Genomic DNA, 17,996 nt, shown 5'->3' on the forward strand with positions numbered 1-17,996 from the left:
GGTATATGTAAGGACACGCAGACCCACGAGAAAACTCTCTCATGGGTCTTTTTGACGAGGAAGGGGAGATTTTATTGAAGCTGGCTACAAAAATTATTATTGCCCTTATTGCAGGTGCAATCACGGGACTTTTGCTTAACATTTTCGCTCCAAATGTATTCAAAGTGTTAGATCCTTATCTATTCACACCTCTAGGTCAAATCTTCTTAAACTTGATTAAAATGTTAGTAGTGCCGATCGTATTCTTTTCCATCACACTAGGTGTAGCAGGTCTAGGTGATCCGAAAAAGCTTGGCAGAATCGGCGCAAAAACCATTACTTATTTTCTACTTACTACTACTTTTGCCATCATCATTGGCATTTCATTAGCCTTATTGATCAAGCCGGGAGCATTCGGTAATTTTGATACGAAAGCGGCTGATTATTCCGCAGAGGAAGCCCCATCAATGGCAGAAACACTACTCAACATCATTCCAACCAATCCAGTCCAATCTTTAGTTGAAGGAAACATGCTTCAAATCATCGTCTTTTGTGTGTTTTTAGGCCTTGGCATTGCCATGCTTGGGAAGAAGACGGAAGGTTTGCTAAAGCTGTTTGAACAAGGAAATGAATTAATGATGTTTCTTGTCGGCATAGTGATGAAGTTCGCACCGTACGGAACATTCGGTTTGATCGCAACCGCAATTGGCAGCCAGGGATTTGATGCGATGAAAGCGATGGGCCTCTATTTCTCGGTCGTATTAGTTGCGCTCGTGCTGCATTTCTTCCTGACTTATGGGTCAACTGTCGCCATTTTAGCGAAGCGAAATCCGATGGCGTTTTTCAAAGGATTTTCTCCAGCAATGGTTGTCGCATTTAGTACATCAAGCAGTAACGCAGTCCTGCCAGTCTCAATGGAAACAGCCCAGAAACGTTTGAAGGTGCCAGAGCCGATTTCAAGCTTTGTACAGCCGCTTGGTGCAACCATTAATATGGACGGCACAGCGATTATGCAAGGGGTCGCGACCATTTTTATCGCGCAAGTATATGGAGTTGAACTGACGCTTGTCCAAATGCTGACGGTTGTCTTAACGGCTGTCTTAGCAAGTATCGGCACAGCGGGTGTGCCAGGAGTTGGGCTCATCATGCTCGCTATGGTACTGAACTCTGTGAATCTGCCTGTTGAAGGCATTGCGCTCATCCTTGGCATAGACCGCTTATTAGATATGGCAAGAACCGTTGTCAATATTACAGGTGACGCAGCATGTGCGGTGATTGTGACAGAAACGGAGAAAAAACACGAGAAAGACGCAGCATCACCGAACCTATCCATGTAATGTAAAAGAAGGGCTGACTCGATCAGTCCTTTTTTTCATGGGCCCCTTGTCTTGCGTGGTATACTTTTAACAGAATGAGCGGTCTTATTTGCCGCCATAGGCTTTACATCAGAAGGAGGAACCACGTTGGAGTCTGCTGTTCTAAAAGTAGAGAAAGTCGATAAACGAATTGGCCGGAAAATGATCTTACAAGATATATCTATAGAAATAGGGAAGGGAGAAATCGTCGGCTTACTTGGGCCAAATGGGTCTGGAAAAACAACCTTGATTCGTTTGATCGTTGGCTTGATGAAAAAAAACAATGGCCGAATCATAATCAATGGATATTCACAGGATGAGGATTTTCTACACGCGATGTCATCTGTTGGTGCAATTATAGAAAATCCCGAATTTTATTCTTATTTAACAGGCTTTGAAAACCTTGAACTGTATGCGGCGATGCACGATGGAGTGACGGAAGAACGCATGCAGGAAGTGGTGAAAAGAGTTCGTCTGGAGCACGCCATTCATCAGAAGGTGAAGACGTATTCACTGGGGATGAAACAAAGGCTTGGGATTGCACAAGCCATATTACATCAGCCGAACCTGCTGATTTTAGACGAACCGACAAATGGACTTGATCCTGCAGGTATGAAGGAATTCAGGGAGCACTTGCAAATGCTCGTACGAGAAGAAGGAACGTCCGTGTTATTTGCCACACATTTATTGCATGAGGTAGAAGAGCTATGTGACCGCATGATCATCATTCAAAAAGGACAGATCAAAGCCAGTGCGAAGCTCCGGGACATGGAGGGGAAAGAACAGATACTCATGAATATTCAGCCAGTGGAAAAGGTGGTTTCGTGGCTCGACACGCAGGCCTATACATATGAACGAAATGGAGCGAATGTATTACTTCAATTGAACAAAGAACAAGTGCCTGAACTGAACAAACAGCTTGTTCTGGCTGGGTTTGATGTACTTGAAATGACGCCTCAAAAGCCATCAATTGAAGAGGCATTTATGAAATGGACGGAAGGCGGGACGGCAGATGCTTCAACTCATCAAGAATGAGCATAAGAAAATGATGAGGAAAAAGATCACATTCATTGCTCTTGGATTGATCGTTGTGTTTCAATTGGCGATGGCTCTAGCGTTGAAACGAGTCATTTCCAGCTTTGGTGGACAAGACACTGTCGCCAACTATTTTGCTTATTCCACGAATGTCGTATTTATTTTACAGGTGCTCGCAGTTGTCATTGGCGCGACCTTGATCTCAACAGAATTTCAAAAAAGAACAATCAAGTTTTTATTGATCCGGCCCAAAACAAGGCTGCAAATTTTTCTGTCAAAATACATCACACTTGTGCTGACGGTCATATATTTGTTTGTTTTTTATTATGTATTAGCTTTTTTATTTGGCTTTATTTTCTTTGGTACTGAATTTGATGAAAGTACGGGACGATTATTTCAGCATACGTTTGCTGTTATCGGATCTCAGTGGGTGGAAGTGATGATGATGGCAAGCTTCGCTTTTATGTGTTCCAGCTTGTTTAGGAACAGCCTCGTTGCGCTTGTGACCTCGTTTTTTGTTTTATATACGGCGAAATCACTTGTGCCTATTATGTCTCTTTTAGAAAATCAGTGGGGAAAAATCCTGCTTTTTGCTAATACGGACTTTACTCAGTACAGCTTTCAAGGACCGCCGCCCTTTCATGGCATGAGTCCTTTGTTTTCTCTATTTATGGTAGGGGCGCATTTTGTTTTCTTTGTTGGCACGGCTTGGGTTCTTTTTTGGAAGCGTGATGTAAATGTGTAAAAATTGTGTCAAATAACAAGAAAAAAATTCGTGACATCTTTGTGAAAACGAGTCTGCATTTCACGATAATCGGCTGATTTTGTCTTATAATAAGAGGGAGTCTTGGAGGTGGCACTATCGTGAAAAATTTCATTACGGCTTTACCCATTTTGTTGTTGCTGTCGTTTTCGTTTGTGTCTTTTGCCTTCCAGTTTGATCATCTTATTTATTTCAGACTAGCGCTGGGGATCTTTTCGTTAGCGGGTCTTTTCTTTCTGTATACACTTAAAAGAAACATGAAATGGTTCATGGTTTATTTATATGCGAGCTGGATCATTCTTGCTGCCGTCACAACCTTTGAGGAGCCTGTCTTTTCTCAGTTCTTCTTCGGTGGTTTAACAATGACAATGGGTTATCTCACATATATGCTCATTTATTTAGGAATGAAGCAGGACCGTGTAGCGAAATCACATTAAAACAAAAGCCGATAAAATCACATCATAGATTTTATCGGCTTTTTTCTTTTTGTTGAAAAAGACAAAAGAGACGAGCAGCCAGCTGTGACTGCTCGTCTTATGTTTATGATTCACGTCCAGCAGCTGCAAGCTGCTCCTGATGCTTTTTGTCGATTGTTTCGTATATACTTTCCATCATTTTAGGGTCGCGCATGATGGCCTTCTTGTTCTCTTCAATCAATTGCTGATATGTTTTGATTTTCTTCTTAGACATGTGACTCATCGCTCCTTTATATAAGTATAGACGTCTATAGGATTTCATATAGATGAAATTGATAATCATTATCAATTAGCAACTCTATTATACAAAGCAAAATGTCAGAAGTAAAGAATCTATTCAGAAAATTCACGTAACCGACAAATTCGAAGCCTAGTCGACGCTCATTCTTTCCCAGGAAATAATTCCTGTCATTTCTTGTCGTAAGTGAAACATCTATATAAAACATTCTTTTGCTCATTGAAACGTTTTGGATGTGCAACTCGTCTTATGGAGAGATTTGATGTAAGAGATGGGGAAGAAAAAAGACACCAGCAAGCGTTTGCTGATGTCCTTCGTTTAACCAATTAAGAAACGTGCCCTTGAAGAAACTCTGTCACTTCTTCAGGTGATTTTGCGTTTGCGCTGTGTAAATGACCTGTTTTTTCGCCATTTTTGAAAATCAACAGGCTTGGAATACCCATGACCTGATACGTTTCTGCTAATTCAGGGAAATCATCTTTGTTTATTTCAAACCATTCATGGTGAGCATAAGCCTCTAAGATGTCTGGAATGAACATGTCCATTCTTGTACAGTCAGGACACCATGTTGCAAAGAATTTAACGATGACTTCTTTGTCAGATTGAATGATTTCATTGAATTGTTCAGTACTTGTGATTTTTTTCAATTTGTCACAACTCCTTTTCAATGTCATTTTAATATAAAATAATGGCGAATGACATACAAATGCTCGGGAGGCGCTTACAACCTTTACAAATCATTTCAATTCCGTAACAACAAAAATTAATTAGAGCATTTTTGCTTGAAAGTGATAAGATAGTAAAGATGAATTTTAGTGGGGGGAGTATCCATTGAAAATAAGTTTAGGATTGATTTACGGCGGAAAGTCAGCCGAACATAATGTATCACTGCAAACAGCCCTTGCAGTTACAAAAGCACTTAACACTGAGAAGTTCGATATACATCCAATTTATATTACAGAAGAGGGCGAATGGCTAAGAGGAGAAAAACTCACTGAACCAGTTTCAAACGTCAAAATGCTTCAATTTGAACAGAACGCAAAGACGTTTTTACCAACTTCTTTAAATGAGAGCATGTTCCCGCAGCCTGCATCTGCTGATGAGAAGATTGATGTTGTCTTCCCATTGCTGCATGGGCCAAATGGTGAAGATGGAACGATGCAAGGATTACTTGAACTGCTAAATATCCCGTATGTCGGCAACGGCGTTCTTGCTTCTGCCGCGGGTATGGATAAAGTCATGATGAAAGATGTTTTTGCTCAAGCAGGACTTGCACAAGCAAAGCACCTTTCCTTCAATAAAAAAGACTATGAAAAGGCCACACCAGACAGCTTAGAACAGGTGGAACAAATACTTGGCTATCCATGCTTTGTGAAACCTGCCAACATGGGGTCAAGTGTTGGAATTAGCAAATGCCGCAGCAAAGAAGAGCTGCAAACCGCATTCGACTTGGCTTTCCAATATGATCGTCGTGTGGTCGTCGAAGAAGGCGTCGTTGGAAGAGAAATCGAAATTGGTGTATTAGGAAATGACGAGCCGAAATGCTCTGTCGTTGGTGAAATTGCACCTAAAACAGATTTTTATGACTACAAAGCGAAATATGAAGATGGCGATACAGATTTGATCATTCCTGCAAGTGTGTCAGAGGATGAATACAAGACGATTCATGATATGGCGATTAAGGCATTTAAAGCCCTCGATGGATCTGGTCTTGTACGTGCAGACTTCTTCCTCACAGAAAAAGGCGAAGTGTTGATCAATGAAGTGAATACAATGCCTGGATTCACACCATTTAGTATGTTCCCGCTGCTTTGGAAACACACTGGTGTAGAGTATCCAGAGCTGATTGAAAAGCTAGTGTCACTTGCAATTGAACGCCATCAAGAAAAACAAACCATTAAAACGACTTTTTAATGTGAGCAACAAGCAGACACTATCCTTAGGTAGTGTCTCTTTTCCTTCAAACGTGAAATGAGAAAGAGAGGCGAAAAAATCATGATCAAACGTACAGTGAAACAAATCGCCCAAATGGCTGGTGGGACACTATCTAATCAAGCTTTTGGCGAAGAGCAAATTCACGGAGTGACAACAGATACACGAAAAGTATCAAAAGGTGCATTGTTTATCCCCCTAATTGGAGAACATTTTAACGGTCACACATTTGCTTCTAAAGCAGTGGAGCTTGGAGCCGCAGCTGTTCTTTGGAATCAAAAAGAAGCCAATCCACCGTTCGGTGTACCTGTCATTCTTGTAGAGGATACACTGGCAGCACTTCAACAGCTGGCAAAATCATACTTGAAAGAAGAAAAACCTCGTGTTGTCGGTATTACAGGAAGTAATGGGAAAACCACAACGAAAGACATGATTCATTCCGTCTTACAAACGGCTTACCAAGTTCATAAAACAGATGGTAACTTTAATAATCATATCGGTCTACCTCTCACCATTCTTGCAATGCCGGAAGGAACAGATATTGCTGTGTTGGAGATGGGGATGAGTGCAAAAGGTGAGATCGAGTTTTTGTCAAAACTCGCTGAGCCTGATGCAGCAGTCATCACCAATATTGGAGAATCTCATATGCAAGATTTGGGATCAAGAGAAGCCATTGCTGATGCAAAATGTGAAATCACAAAAGGATTAAAAGAGGATGGCATCTTTTATTACTTAGGAGATGAACCCTTGCTGCGCGAGAGAGCGACTGCACTTTCGCAGCGTGTGAAAACCTTTGGAGAAGCAGAGGACTGTGATATCAAGGTAACGCATATCAACCAGCTTGCAGAAGGAACTGAATTTCAAGTCGAAGGGTATGCTCAGGGGTTTCTCATTCCTGTATTAGGGAAACATAATGTGAAGAATGCCCTTGCGGCAATTGCCATAGGCCAGCACTTTGAACTGAATGAAAGACAAATCGCCCAAGGACTCATGCAAACAAAGTTGACAGGGATGCGTCTTGAGCTGTTTAAAACAGAGAAAGGAATCACTGTTATCAATGATGCGTATAATGCAAGTCCTACTTCCATGAAAGCTGCAATTGATCTTGTAGGAGATATGGACGGCTTCGCTAATCGCATTCTTGTCCTTGGAGACATGCTCGAGATGGGCAGCGAAGAAGAAACGTATCATTATGAACTAGGCCGCTACATCAAGCCTGAATTTATTGATCATGTGATGACGTATGGCCGCCTAGGTGCATTCATCGCTGAAGGAGCAAAGAAATCATTCGGTGACGCGCGCGTGTCCTCATTTATGGACAAAGAGGAACTGAAGAAAAAACTTGCTGACGTAGCAGGTCCTGACGATGTTGTTCTAGTCAAAGCCTCACGCGGCATGAGATTAGAAGAAGTCATTACTGCACTATAAAGAGTGAGCGCAAAGAAGGTGACAGAATGATTGGCTGTCTATGTATACATGGATTCACTGGCGCCCCCTATGAAGTGGAACCGCTGGCGCAATATTTAAAGCAGAAGACAGATTGGAACGTTCAGTCAGTCACGCTTCCGGGGCATGGGGATGAGCTTCAGCTCAAAGGCATTTTCTATCAAGAATGGATTGCAACAGCTGAATTAGAACTGCTATCTCTTTACCGAACATGCGACACCATTTTTTTGATCGGCTTTTCCATGGGAGGAATGATCGCTTCTTATCTTGCAGCGAAGTATCCGGTTGCTCGTCTCGTTCTTTTAAGTGCTGCGGCTAAATATGTGAATCCAAAACAAATGATTCAAGACACAAGGCAGATGCTGAAGGAATCATTGTCTGGGCTGATTGATACGAATCCTTTGTATGATAGATACCGCCATAAGCTAACGAGCACGCCGCTGTCAGCTGCTGTAGAATTTATGAAGCTGGTGAAGCAAACGAAGAGCTCCCTTGAGAAGCTTCACCTCCCTGTGTTAATTGTTCAAGGTGAAAGTGATGGGATTGTGCCCGCTTCAAGTGCAGAATTTATTGATCATAAAATCCCGTCTCGTCAGAAAGAAATGTTTTATTTACCTGATTGTAAACACCATGTTTGTCACGAGCCATGTGCACAGCAATTGTTTGAAAAAGTAGAGCAATTTCTAAAAAAAACAATTTAATCTATAGAAAAGCGAAAATGTGGCTAAACTAATATAAATTGAATCCCACTTGTTAAAAATTGCATCATTTTTGTCGAATGAGTGACAAGCCTATGGTACAATAGGAAAGAAAAGGTGGTTGATTCGGTTGTTTCATTATGACGGAAAAACCTTTATCCCGCAGTCTAATTCGAGTAACGGAGAAGTATCGGCAGGAACCATATTTCAATATCGTCAGGACGGGAATATATTAACGGGCACATATCAAGGCGGCAGTATTGTATCTGGTGTACTTGTAGGAACTGTGAATGAGGATGGAACACTTCATTTTAGGTACCACCATGTCAGCAAAGACGGCAGCATGAGAAGCGGGTCTTGCAATTCTACACCTAAGCAGTTGGATAACGGAAAAATTCAACTGTTCGAAAAGTGGAAATGGATGGATGGAGATCAAAGTGATGGTGAATCTGTCATTGTGGAACAGTAGATATATCCATTTCTGTCTTGTTGAAAAACAAATAGTGTAATGGTAAGATATAAGGTAGGGTAATTCGGGCTTTGTATATAATGGACCTGTCCTTTCGGAAAAGGGCAGTTTTTAATGATCATTCACGAGATTACTGAAACAGCAATTAGAAGGAGTTTGAATAATTTGACTATAACGTTTCAAGATTTTCAATTAAGCGAAAGTCTCATGAAAGCTATTAACCGCATGGGATTTGAAGAAGCAACACCGATTCAAGCGGAAACAATTCCTCTCGGTCTTCAGAATAAAGATGTCATTGGACAAGCACAAACAGGAACAGGAAAAACTGCAGCATTTGGTATTCCTCTTGTAGAAAAAATCGACCCAGCGTCTCCAAATATCCAAGCGATTATCATTGCGCCAACAAGAGAATTAGCGATTCAAGTATCTGAAGAGCTATACAAAATTGGCCAAGACAAGCGTGCGCGCGTACTTCCGATTTACGGTGGACAAGATATCGGCCGCCAAATCCGTTCGCTCAAGAAAAATCCTCATATCATCGTAGGGACTCCAGGACGTTTACTCGATCACATTAACCGTCGTACAATGCGTCTTCAAAATGTTGAAACAGTTGTGCTTGATGAAGCAGACGAAATGCTAAACATGGGTTTCATCGAAGACATTGAATCGATCCTTTCAAATGTACCAAGTGAACACCAAACACTTTTATTTTCTGCGACAATGCCTGCACCAATTAAGCGCATTGCAGAGCGTTTCATGACAAACCCAGAACATGTAAAAGTAAAAGCAAAAGAAATGACTGTCTCTAACATCCAACAGTTCTACTTGGATATCCACGAGCGTAAGAAGTTTGACACATTGACTCGTCTTCTTGACATTCAATCACCTGAGCTTTCAATTGTCTTCGGCCGTACGAAACGCCGTGTTGACGAATTGACAGAAGCGCTTAACCTTAGAGGTTATACAGCTGAAGGAATTCATGGTGACCTGACACAAGCAAAACGTATGGTTGCGCTTCGTAAATTCAAAGAAGGTTCAATCGATGTGCTTGTAGCAACAGACGTTGCAGCACGTGGACTTGATATCTCAGGTGTAACACACGTGTATAACTTTGACGTGCCACAAGATCCAGAGAGCTACGTACACCGTATTGGACGTACAGGACGTGCTGGACGTACAGGTATGGCGGTGACATTTATCACACCGCGTGAAAAAGATATGCTTCGTGCGATTGAGCAAACGACTAAACGTAAAATGGAACGTATGAAAGAACCAACTCTAGATGAAGCAATTGAAGGTCAACAGCAAGTAACCATTGATCGTCTGCGCACAATCATCAGTGAAAACAACTTAAACTTCTACATGACAGCTGCTGCTGAATTGCTAGAAGATAATGATTCTGTCACAGTGGTTGCGGCTGCCATCAAAATGATGACAAAAGAGCCAGATGCAACGCCTGTTCGTTTGACAGATGAAGCACCAATGATTTCAAAACGCAATCGTAACAACCGCAGCTCTTCTAAACGTAGAGACGGCGGCGGAGGAGGCGGCTATCGCGGGAAAAGCCGTTCATCTTACGGTGATAAAAAGCGTTCTTCAAATGACCGCAATCGTTCTTCTAACGATCGTCGTCAAAAGAAATCTTATAACAACTAATTCAAGAGCGAATCCTTTGCAGGATTCGCTTTTTTTAACAGGTTTGTTGAAACTTTTTAGGCTTTGTTTCGTAATATATTGATAGAAAAGTAAGAGAATGGGGGAAGAATGTGAGAAAACAGCCGCAACGTCAAATTAGTTTAAATGGTTTAAAGGTATGGCGTCTTCAAAATGGAATTATCTCATTGATTTTCTTACTCATCATCATTGGGGTATTTGTTGCTAGTTATTATCTTCAATGGCCATATTGGATTGGCGCCATCCTCGCCGGTTTATGGGTCTTACAGGTCATTTTTGGCATTTGGCTTATACCGAAAATCCGTCATCGCATCTGGCGCTACGAAGTATTCGAAAATGAAATTGAAATTCAGCATGGACTCATTCGTGTCACACGTGTGATTGTGCCGATGGTGCGAGTCCAGCATGTCGATACATCGCAAGGACCGCTTTTAAGGCGCTACCGTTTGGCATCTGTTCAAATATCGACTGCTGCTACAGTTCATGATATACCGGCGCTAGAATTAGAAGAAGCAGATGAGCTTCGTGATTACATATCTCGTTTAGCAAGGGTGACGGAAGATGATGTCTGAACCAAAACGTGTACATCCAATCTCGATGTTCATTGATTTTATATCAGATGCCGTATCCATGATCAAAAACTTCATTATCCCTTTTTTCGTGCTTATTTTTGTGAACTCGAATTCGAGCATTCGTTTTTATGCATTTATCATTCTTGGTGTGCTTCTTTTATGGAAAGCTGTTTCAACCGTTTTAGCATGGAGGCGATTTACCTACCGGATGGAAGATGATGAATTTCGCGTGGAATCCGGCGTCATCACAAAAAAGAAAAAATATATTTCGTTAGAACGAATTCAAACGGTGAATACAAGTGAAGGTATCTTCCAGCGGATTTTCGGCTTGGTGCGGGTCCAAATCGAAACAGCAGGCGGAACGGACGGTCCGGAAGTGAGCCTGACGGCGATTACAAAAGCAGAAGCGGAACAATTAAAGCAATCAATTTTCAACCGGAAGAAAAGCTTGCAGCAAGAAGAGGTGTTGGATGAAAATAGGGATGTTCCGCATGATCCTCTGACAGCGCAACAACCTGTAGAAGAAGAAATGAATGTTTCCTATCGGATGGGTGTACCAGAGCTGCTTTTGGCTGCGACCACTTCAAGCGGAATCGGAGTCATTATTTCCGGGTGTCTTGCCATTTACACACAAATAGATGAAATTCTTCCTTTGGACGGATTCTTTAAGCGGTTCTCTTTTTTAAGTCATGCGAGTGTTGAGATTTATGCGATTCTCATATTTCTTGCCGTATTGATTGCGTGGATTCTTAGTGTTGGGGTAACAGCTCTTCAATATGCGAATTTTACCGCAAAACGAAAAGGGAAAGACATCATCATCACAAGAGGGCTCATCGAGAGGCATCAAATGACCATTCCACTTGCGAGAATTCAAGCAGTGAAAATCAAAGAAAATATTCTCCGTGAGCCTTTTGGCTTTGCGACGGTGATGCTTGTGAGCGCAGGAGGTTCTATTACAGAAAAAGAAACCTCTTCCGTCTTATTTCCGCTGATTCGGAAGAAAAAAATCAACGAACTGCTGTCTCAATTCACAGATCATTATCACTTGGCGCCAGAAGATGAACTGAAAAAGGTGCCAAAGCGTTCACTCAAACGCTACCTGATCTCTTTCGGTTTTGTGCCATTACTTGTCGGCGTGATCCTATCTGTACGTTTTCCGCCATGGGGGTATTTGGCACTTATTCCGCTTCCTATTGCTTTGGTTTTTGGCTATTTAGCTTATAAACAATCAGGCTATACGATCAAAGATCCATTGATTCAACTGACATCAAGAGGCATTGGCAAAACCACTGGCATTGTCTTGAGAAAACGAATGCAAAACTATACGATGACGCAATCTTGCTTCCAAAAGAAAGGCCGATTGGCGAGTATTCACACCTTTGTGAAATCCTCTGCACTGCTTGATTCCTTTGGTGTGCATCACCTTGAGGAAGAAGATGCTGCACGTGTAATGGATTGGTATTCGTATGAAAAAAATAAATCTTCTTAAACAAAAAATGTCGATCAGCTTCCCGTTCATAGGAGTGATCGACATTTTTTATGAGGTTAGTAGCGTCTTTTTTTTGAATGGAAAAATAGCGTAAGAGGTGCTAGGAGCATGCCGCCGATCAATCCAAATAAGTGAGCCATAATATTGATGTTTGAGTTAACGAAAGTCATGATGACAGAGACTGCAAGAATCGTTATGATCACCTGAGAATTGCCGCGGTCCATCATGTGCGGTTTAAATAGAACAAGGTATAAATAAACGCCAAACAAACCGAAGATGGCACCAGAAGCGCCGACATGTACATACTCTAAAGGCTCTACCCAATAGGTTCCGAGATTGCCAATGAACCCTGCACCAAGATAGATGATCAGAAATCGAACCTTCCCAAGCAAATACTCAAGCGCTGGAGCGAATAAGAACAAGGACATAGAATTGAACAAAATATGGGTCAGACTTCCGTGAAGGAAAATAGGTGTGACGAGCCGCCACCATTCTCCGGCAGCTACCCCATAATTGAAACCGACGAGATGGTCGTGACCAAGCTGTATAAGAGGGATAGGAATCGCAAATATAAGCCACAGACCAATTTGCAAAGCAAGGATCGTTGTTACGATTGGATACGATCTAATAAATTGTTGAAAGCTCTCCGTTCGAATAAACATAACAAACCCCTTTTGACTAGATAATGGTAAGTTTATAGTAACACGTTTATGAAGAGAACATCCAAATTAGTACGAGTATCATAGGAGGTACCTCATGATTAAAGGAATAGGCATTGATATTGTAGAAATCAACCGGCTCGCGCGAGTGCTTACCAGACAGCCTCGTTTACCAGAACGAATTTTAACGTTAAGTGAACAAGACATCTTTAACGAACTCAGTGAAAAGAGGCAGCTGGAATTTTTGGCGGGAAGGTTTGTAGCAAAGGAAGCTTTCGCTAAAGCTTACGGAACGGGAATCGGCCGGCATTTAAGCTTTCATGACTTGGAAATCCAGAAAGACGAACATGGAAAACCTTTCATCAAAAGCAAGAAAACGATGGGCGACCAGGTTCATGTGTCCATCACTCACACGAAAGAATATGCTGCTGCACAAGTTTTAATTGAAAGGTTGTCAAGCTAGTCTGCATATTGTTTGTCCCCCCTTCATATATTGGGTAGTGCGATAAGGAAGGGCGAGTTGCTAACAGGCTTTGATGGTTCGCGGTACGCAGTTAACTCTTGAGGCGTACTGTTAAAGTCAAACAAGCGGTTTCTTCCTTTTAACACAATTAACGAAGGGGTTGAAAAGGGTGAGAAAAAGCTTTGTTTTGCTTGTAACGGGAATCCTTTTTGTACTGATTCTCTCCGCATGCGGTCAAAAATCTCAGCAGGATATCGTTGGAGATTTAAACAAAAAGGCAGAGGAAATGACATCATACAAAGCCAAAGCAAAAATGACCATTGAGACAGGAAATGACCCGCAGGAGTATCGAGTAGAAATTTGGTACAAGAAGCCGGAACTTTACCGTGTCTATTTAGAAAATCCGAAAAAGGATCAGAGTCAAGTCATTTTAAGAAATGGCAATGGTGTGTTTGTGCTGACACCTTCATTGAACAAGAGCTTCCGTTTCCACAGTGATTGGCCAAATAATAGCAGTCAGGTCTACTTATTTGAATCACTCGTGAAGGACATTAAAAATGACAGTGCAGCTCAGTTCAAAGCGAAAGATTCAAAGTATGTGTTCGAAACCAAAACCAATTATCAGCACAACCAAATGCTGCCTACCCAAGAGATTACCTTTCATAAAAAAACAATGGCGCCTGCCAGTGTGAAAGTACTGGATAGCGACAAAAAGCCAATGGTGAAAGTGGAATTCTCTCACTTTGAATTCAATAAATCCTTTGACAAAGATGCATTTGATGAGAAGAAAAACATGACACTCTCTCAAATGGATGTAGCCACAAGTGCAGACTCATCTGACAGCTTTGCGGTGAAAACGCCAGTTGATATGCCAGAGGGCGTGAAGAAGATGGAAGAGAAAGAAATGATGACAGATGCTGGGAAACGTTATGTGATGACGTATGGCGGTAAGAAATCCTTCACACTCATTCAGGAAAAAGCGAGAGTAGCTGAAGCATCTACGCCTGTGACGATGAACGGCGAGCCAGTCGACCTTGGCATGACAGTTGGGGTTCTCACAGATCAATCCCTTTCATGGACATCTGACGGAGTGGACTACTTGATTTCTTCAAGTGATCTATCGAAGGAAGAGCTCTTGATGGTTGCAAAGAGTGTAGAAGGCCAGTCAGCTAAATAAATATCTCAGGCGAGAGCCTTGGAAATGAAACATCAGCCCTATGCAAGGGCTGATTTTCTTTGATTTGTTTCACATTATTCTTGATTTTTAGTATCATAATAAAGGTATTGAATCATTCAATAGGGAAGTGTGACGGATGGACACAAATGCCTTTTATAGAGACACATGGGCAGAAATTAATTTAACAGCAATTAAGCATAATGTTTCACATATGAAAGATCATATTGGTCAAAGTGTTCAACTGATGGCTGTGGTGAAAGCCAATGCATATGGACATGGAGATATAGAAGTGGCAAGAGCTGCCCTCAAAGCAGGAGCAGACTTATTAGCCGTAGCCTTTTTAGATGAGGCCGTCTCTTTAAGAAATAAAGGCATCAAAGCACCGATTCTTGTACTCGGCGCCGTACCGCCGGAATATGTCAAAGCCGCCGTTCGATACAATGTCATCATGACCGCTTACTCCATCGATTGGCTGAGAGAAGTCACCACAATGATGAAAGGGCAGATGGGACAACCTATACGTTTTCATTTGAAAATAGACAGCGGAATGAACCGATTAGGTGTGAAAACGATAGAGCAAGTGAACGAAGTGAAAAAGCTTGTCAGTGAACACTCTTATTTACAGCTGGAAGGCGTATTTACTCACTTTGCGACAGCAGATGAAAAGGATGAGGCCTACTTTGATCGGCAGGTCGATACCTTTCAAACATTGCTCGAGCCGCTTCATACGGACAAGCTGCTCGTTCATTGCGCCAACAGTGCAGCAGGTCTAAGGTTTAAAGACGTTTTGTTTAATATGGTTCGCTTCGGCATCAGTATGTACGGGCTGTCACCGTCAGAAGAAATCAAGGATGAATTGCCTTTCAAGCTGGAAGAAGCCATGTCTCTTCATACAAAGCTTGCCCATGTGAAGCACATTCAAAAGGGTGAGAGTGTCAGCTACGGGGCGACGTATACAGCCAATCAAGATACGTGGATCGGCACGGTTCCAGTCGGCTATGCAGATGGGTGGATCAGGAAGCTGGCAGGAACGGAAGTGCTCGTTGGCGGAAAGCGCCGGAAGATCGCAGGAAGGGTTTGCATGGATCAATTCATGATTGAACTGAAAGACAATCTTCCAGTAGGGGAGCCGGTCGTTTTAATTGGTAAGCAAGGGGAAGACATGGTATCAGTCGATGAAATCGCAAAAAGGCTTGAAACCATTAACTATGAAGTCACTTGCTCGATTGGCCACCGCATCCCAAGAGTATATATGGAGGACGGCAAAAGAGTGCATGTACGGAATCCGCTGCTTCAAAGCGGGCCAAGCTTTTTATAAACAGTGTTCAAAAGAACGATGGTCAAACTGACTTCGTTCTTTTTTATTCGACAAAAGTAGGGTAAACATTCTCCCCTTTTTTAGAGATTTTGGAAATACCGTATGATTTTCGGAAAAAAGCGTATAATGGGAAAGAGGAACTCCATTATCATCTTGATTTACGGGTGGCGAGCCGCTTCATGTTCTAATAAGAAATCATGAAAAAACAGCTTTGCTTGTGCATTGAATAATGGTATGATTAGTCTTGGAATGGATCGATACGGTATCCGTAAGTTTTGTGGAGGTGTATGTTTTTTGTCTGAATCCAGCGCAACAAACGAAATGAAGATTCGACTGCCGGAGACTTTAATGTCTGAGATCGAACGAGTAGCAGAGCAGGATAAGGTAACAAGAAATGAATTGATCTACCGAGCGACAAAAACGTATATTCGTGAACGTAATATTCGACAAAATCGTGAATCGATGAGACGCGGCTACATGGAGATGGCGAAAATTAATCTGAATATCTCTTCAGAGGCACAATACGCAGAGTTTGAGGCTGAGAATACAGTTGAGCGATTAGTCAGCGGGGGTTAAACATTTGATTGTTAAACGCGGTGATGTTTACTTTGCTGATTTATCTCCTGTTGTTGGCTCCGAGCAGGGCGGGGTTCGCCCGGTATTGGTGATTCAAAATGACATTGGAAATCGCTTCAGCCCGACTGCTATCGTTGCAGCCATAACAGCCCAAATACAAAAAGCGAAATTACCGACTCACGTCGAAATCAATGCAAAGCGCTACGGCTTTGAACGAGATTCTGTCATTCTTTTGGAACAGATTCGTACAATCGATAAACAAAGATTGACAGATAAAATCACACATCTTGATGATGAGATGATGGAGAAGGTTGATGAAGCCTTACAAGTTAGTTTGGCTCTTATTGATTTTTAATATGGTGATATTTGGTTGCTCTCCTGTGAGCAACTTTTTTTTGTGTTCATTTTTTATTAAGGCTATAATGGAGAGAGAATGAAAGTTATTGTTTTTTATGTATGTAGGGGGTAAATTATGTCGAATCATATCGTGTTAGCTTTTGCGAGAGCGCACCAAAAGGAATTAGAAAAAGAATGGACTGACATCTTCAAACGACTCGGAGAAGAAGAAACGGACATGATGCTAAACGATAAAATGTATGAAACGATTTGTTCCGAATATGTCCAGCTTATTCTGGCATCCCTTTCAGAGGCGAATGCTGAGGATTTTGAAGAAAAAGTGCAATCTTTTGCTTTAAAAATTGTACAAATGGGTATATCACTTAAGTTACTGGCAAAAGGGCTAACGGAAATCCGTTCACACTTATATCACAAAATGAACAGTGACAAAAATACTGAACAAGGAAGTAATGAGCTCATATGGGAAATTGATCGGTTCATCTCACCAGTTCATAACGAAATATTGAATCACTACTCCATCTCATGGGAGAAAACCGTCAACCTTCAAAAAATTGCGTTACAGGAACTTTCTGCTCCGCTGATTCCGGTGTTTGAGCACATCACTGTCATGCCTCTTGTCGGCACAATTGATACAGACCGTGCGAAGAAGATCATGGAGAATTTGTTAAATGGCGTTGTGAAGCATCGGTCACAGGTGGTCTTAATCGACATCACCGGTGTACCTGTCGTCGATACAATGGTGGCACACCATATCATTCAAGCGTCAGAGGCTGTGAGATTAGTAGGTGCAAAATGCTTATTGGTCGGTATTCGCCCAGAAATCGCCCAAACCATCGTCACCCTTGGAATTGATTTATCTCAAGTTACAACAAAGAATACCCTTCAAAAAGGAATTCAAACTGCTTTAGAAATGACAAATCGAAAAATTGTTTCATTGGAGGGGAAACCCAGTGAGAAATCACCCGAAGATTCCAATCTTAAAATTATATAATTGTCTTCTAATTTCGATACAGTGGGAGCTTGATGACCAAACAGCCCTTCACTTTCAAGAAGACTTGCTGAATAAAATTCATGAAACAGGAGCGAACGGCGTTGTCATTGACCTAACATCTGTTGATATGATTGATTCATTTATCGCAAAAGTATTAGGCGATGTCATCACGATGTCAAAGCTCATGGGGGCAAAAGTTGTATTAACAGGAATACAGCCGGCAGTCGCTGTAACACTCATTGAACTTGGTATATCACTGGAAGAAATTCAGACAGCATTAGATCTTGAACAAGGGCTTGAGACATTGAAGCGGGAATTGGGGGAATAGA

21 protein-coding genes are annotated in these 17,996 nt (G+C 41.8%); 18 read left to right on the forward strand and 3 right to left on the reverse strand.

Annotation, left to right across the window (positions count from 1 at the left end; genetic code table 11):
- Positions 1 to 41 precede the first annotated feature (41 nt).
- From ACP7A0_RS11400 to ACP7A0_RS11415, 4 genes are all read left to right on the forward strand, one after another.
- The gene (locus tag ACP7A0_RS11400) at positions 42 to 1,316 is read left to right on the forward strand and encodes a dicarboxylate/amino acid:cation symporter (RefSeq protein ID WP_106031668.1); all 1,275 of its coding nucleotides are present in this window, start codon (positions 42 to 44) and stop codon (positions 1,314 to 1,316) included.
- 126 nt (positions 1,317 to 1,442) lie between these two features.
- Positions 1,443 to 2,369, forward strand: coding sequence for an ABC transporter ATP-binding protein (locus ACP7A0_RS11405; RefSeq protein WP_127687400.1), 927 nt, complete (start codon positions 1,443 to 1,445; stop codon positions 2,367 to 2,369).
- Positions 2,347 to 3,114: an ABC transporter permease gene (locus tag ACP7A0_RS11410; protein WP_106039301.1), complete on the forward strand. Its 768-nt coding sequence runs from the start codon at positions 2,347 to 2,349 to the stop codon at positions 3,112 to 3,114. Before ACP7A0_RS11405 ends, ACP7A0_RS11410 begins: the two co-directional genes overlap by 23 nt.
- A 119-nt stretch (positions 3,115 to 3,233) precedes the next feature.
- Positions 3,234 to 3,569, forward strand: a complete 336-nt coding sequence (locus ACP7A0_RS11415; RefSeq protein ID WP_003214381.1) for a hypothetical protein — start codon at positions 3,234 to 3,236, stop codon at positions 3,567 to 3,569.
- Between the two features lie 103 nt (positions 3,570 to 3,672).
- Here the strand turns inward: ACP7A0_RS11415 and fbpB are convergent, their stop codons facing one another.
- Positions 3,673 to 3,822 (reverse strand): Fur-regulated basic protein FbpB, encoded by a 150-nt coding sequence (fbpB, locus tag ACP7A0_RS11420; protein WP_106037120.1) that lies wholly within the window; start codon positions 3,820 to 3,822, stop codon positions 3,673 to 3,675.
- 350 nt (positions 3,823 to 4,172) lie between these two features.
- A complete protein-coding gene (locus ACP7A0_RS11425) occupies positions 4,173 to 4,493 on the reverse strand; it encodes a thioredoxin family protein (protein ID WP_034663973.1) in 321 nt (106 codons plus the stop codon).
- A 184-nt stretch (positions 4,494 to 4,677) separates the two neighbouring features.
- Between ACP7A0_RS11425 and ACP7A0_RS11430 the strand changes: the two genes are divergently transcribed.
- From ACP7A0_RS11430 to ACP7A0_RS11460, 7 genes are all read left to right on the forward strand, one after another.
- A complete protein-coding gene (locus ACP7A0_RS11430; RefSeq protein ID WP_060595585.1) occupies positions 4,678 to 5,760 on the forward strand; it encodes a D-alanine--D-alanine ligase in 1,083 nt (360 codons plus the stop codon).
- 81 nt (positions 5,761 to 5,841) lie between these two features.
- Positions 5,842 to 7,206, forward strand: a complete 1,365-nt coding sequence (locus ACP7A0_RS11435; RefSeq protein WP_127687402.1) for a UDP-N-acetylmuramoyl-tripeptide--D-alanyl-D-alanine ligase — start codon at positions 5,842 to 5,844, stop codon at positions 7,204 to 7,206.
- Between the two features lie 26 nt (positions 7,207 to 7,232).
- On the forward strand, positions 7,233 to 7,925 hold the full coding sequence (locus tag ACP7A0_RS11440; RefSeq protein WP_034663968.1) for an alpha/beta hydrolase: 693 nt from the start codon (positions 7,233 to 7,235) through the stop codon (positions 7,923 to 7,925).
- 127 nt (positions 7,926 to 8,052) lie between these two features.
- Positions 8,053 to 8,391 (forward strand): n-acetylglutamate synthase, encoded by a 339-nt coding sequence (locus ACP7A0_RS11445; RefSeq protein WP_426005182.1) that lies wholly within the window; start codon positions 8,053 to 8,055, stop codon positions 8,389 to 8,391.
- A 165-nt stretch (positions 8,392 to 8,556) separates the two neighbouring features.
- Positions 8,557 to 10,047, forward strand: a complete 1,491-nt coding sequence (cshA, locus tag ACP7A0_RS11450; RefSeq protein ID WP_060595587.1) for a degradosome RNA helicase CshA — start codon at positions 8,557 to 8,559, stop codon at positions 10,045 to 10,047.
- 110 nt (positions 10,048 to 10,157) lie between these two features.
- Positions 10,158 to 10,637 carry a PH domain-containing protein gene (locus ACP7A0_RS11455; RefSeq protein ID WP_003214135.1) on the forward strand — a complete coding sequence of 160 codons (480 nt, stop codon included), beginning with the start codon at positions 10,158 to 10,160 and terminating at the stop codon, positions 10,635 to 10,637.
- On the forward strand, positions 10,627 to 12,126 hold the full coding sequence (locus ACP7A0_RS11460; protein WP_127687404.1) for a PH domain-containing protein: 1,500 nt from the start codon (positions 10,627 to 10,629) through the stop codon (positions 12,124 to 12,126). Before ACP7A0_RS11455 ends, ACP7A0_RS11460 begins: the two co-directional genes overlap by 11 nt.
- 56 nt (positions 12,127 to 12,182) lie before the next feature.
- On the opposite strand, the gene ACP7A0_RS11465 is transcribed toward ACP7A0_RS11460, so the two are convergent.
- Complete coding sequence (locus tag ACP7A0_RS11465; protein ID WP_060595589.1) at positions 12,183 to 12,788, reverse strand: rhomboid family intramembrane serine protease; 606 nt, start codon at positions 12,786 to 12,788, stop codon at positions 12,183 to 12,185.
- A 94-nt stretch (positions 12,789 to 12,882) separates the two neighbouring features.
- On the opposite strand from ACP7A0_RS11465, the gene acpS reads away from it, so the two are divergent.
- The 7 genes from acpS to rsbS all read left to right on the forward strand — a co-directional run bounded on the left by acpS (position 12,883) and on the right by rsbS (position 17,995).
- The gene (acpS, locus tag ACP7A0_RS11470) at positions 12,883 to 13,248 is read left to right on the forward strand and encodes a holo-ACP synthase (RefSeq protein ID WP_375566925.1); all 366 of its coding nucleotides are present in this window, start codon (positions 12,883 to 12,885) and stop codon (positions 13,246 to 13,248) included.
- A 160-nt stretch (positions 13,249 to 13,408) separates the two neighbouring features.
- Entirely contained in the window at positions 13,409 to 14,425 is a 1,017-nt protein-coding gene (locus tag ACP7A0_RS11475) for a LolA family protein (protein WP_106037124.1), read from the forward strand.
- 136 nt (positions 14,426 to 14,561) lie between these two features.
- Positions 14,562 to 15,743, forward strand: a complete 1,182-nt coding sequence (gene alr / locus ACP7A0_RS11480; RefSeq protein ID WP_066031291.1) for an alanine racemase — start codon at positions 14,562 to 14,564, stop codon at positions 15,741 to 15,743.
- Positions 15,744 to 16,037: 294 nt separating this feature from the next.
- The gene (locus tag ACP7A0_RS11485) at positions 16,038 to 16,319 is read left to right on the forward strand and encodes a hypothetical protein (protein ID WP_012008995.1); all 282 of its coding nucleotides are present in this window, start codon (positions 16,038 to 16,040) and stop codon (positions 16,317 to 16,319) included.
- Between the two features lie 4 nt (positions 16,320 to 16,323).
- Complete coding sequence (ndoA, locus tag ACP7A0_RS11490) at positions 16,324 to 16,674, forward strand: type II toxin-antitoxin system endoribonuclease NdoA (RefSeq protein WP_003214169.1); 351 nt, start codon at positions 16,324 to 16,326, stop codon at positions 16,672 to 16,674.
- 117 nt (positions 16,675 to 16,791) lie between these two features.
- Positions 16,792 to 17,667 carry an RsbT co-antagonist protein RsbRA gene (locus ACP7A0_RS11495; RefSeq protein ID WP_045210228.1) on the forward strand — a complete coding sequence of 292 codons (876 nt, stop codon included), beginning with the start codon at positions 16,792 to 16,794 and terminating at the stop codon, positions 17,665 to 17,667.
- Positions 17,627 to 17,995, forward strand: coding sequence for an RsbT antagonist protein RsbS (gene rsbS, locus ACP7A0_RS11500; RefSeq protein WP_003214235.1), 369 nt, complete (start codon positions 17,627 to 17,629; stop codon positions 17,993 to 17,995). The genes ACP7A0_RS11495 and rsbS overlap by 41 nt, the downstream gene beginning before the upstream one ends.
- Position 17,996: the final 1 nt, after the last annotated feature.

The organism is Bacillus sp. DWP3-1 (assembly GCF_049896565.1).
Lineage (GTDB): Bacteria > Bacillota > Bacilli > Bacillales > Bacillaceae > Bacillus.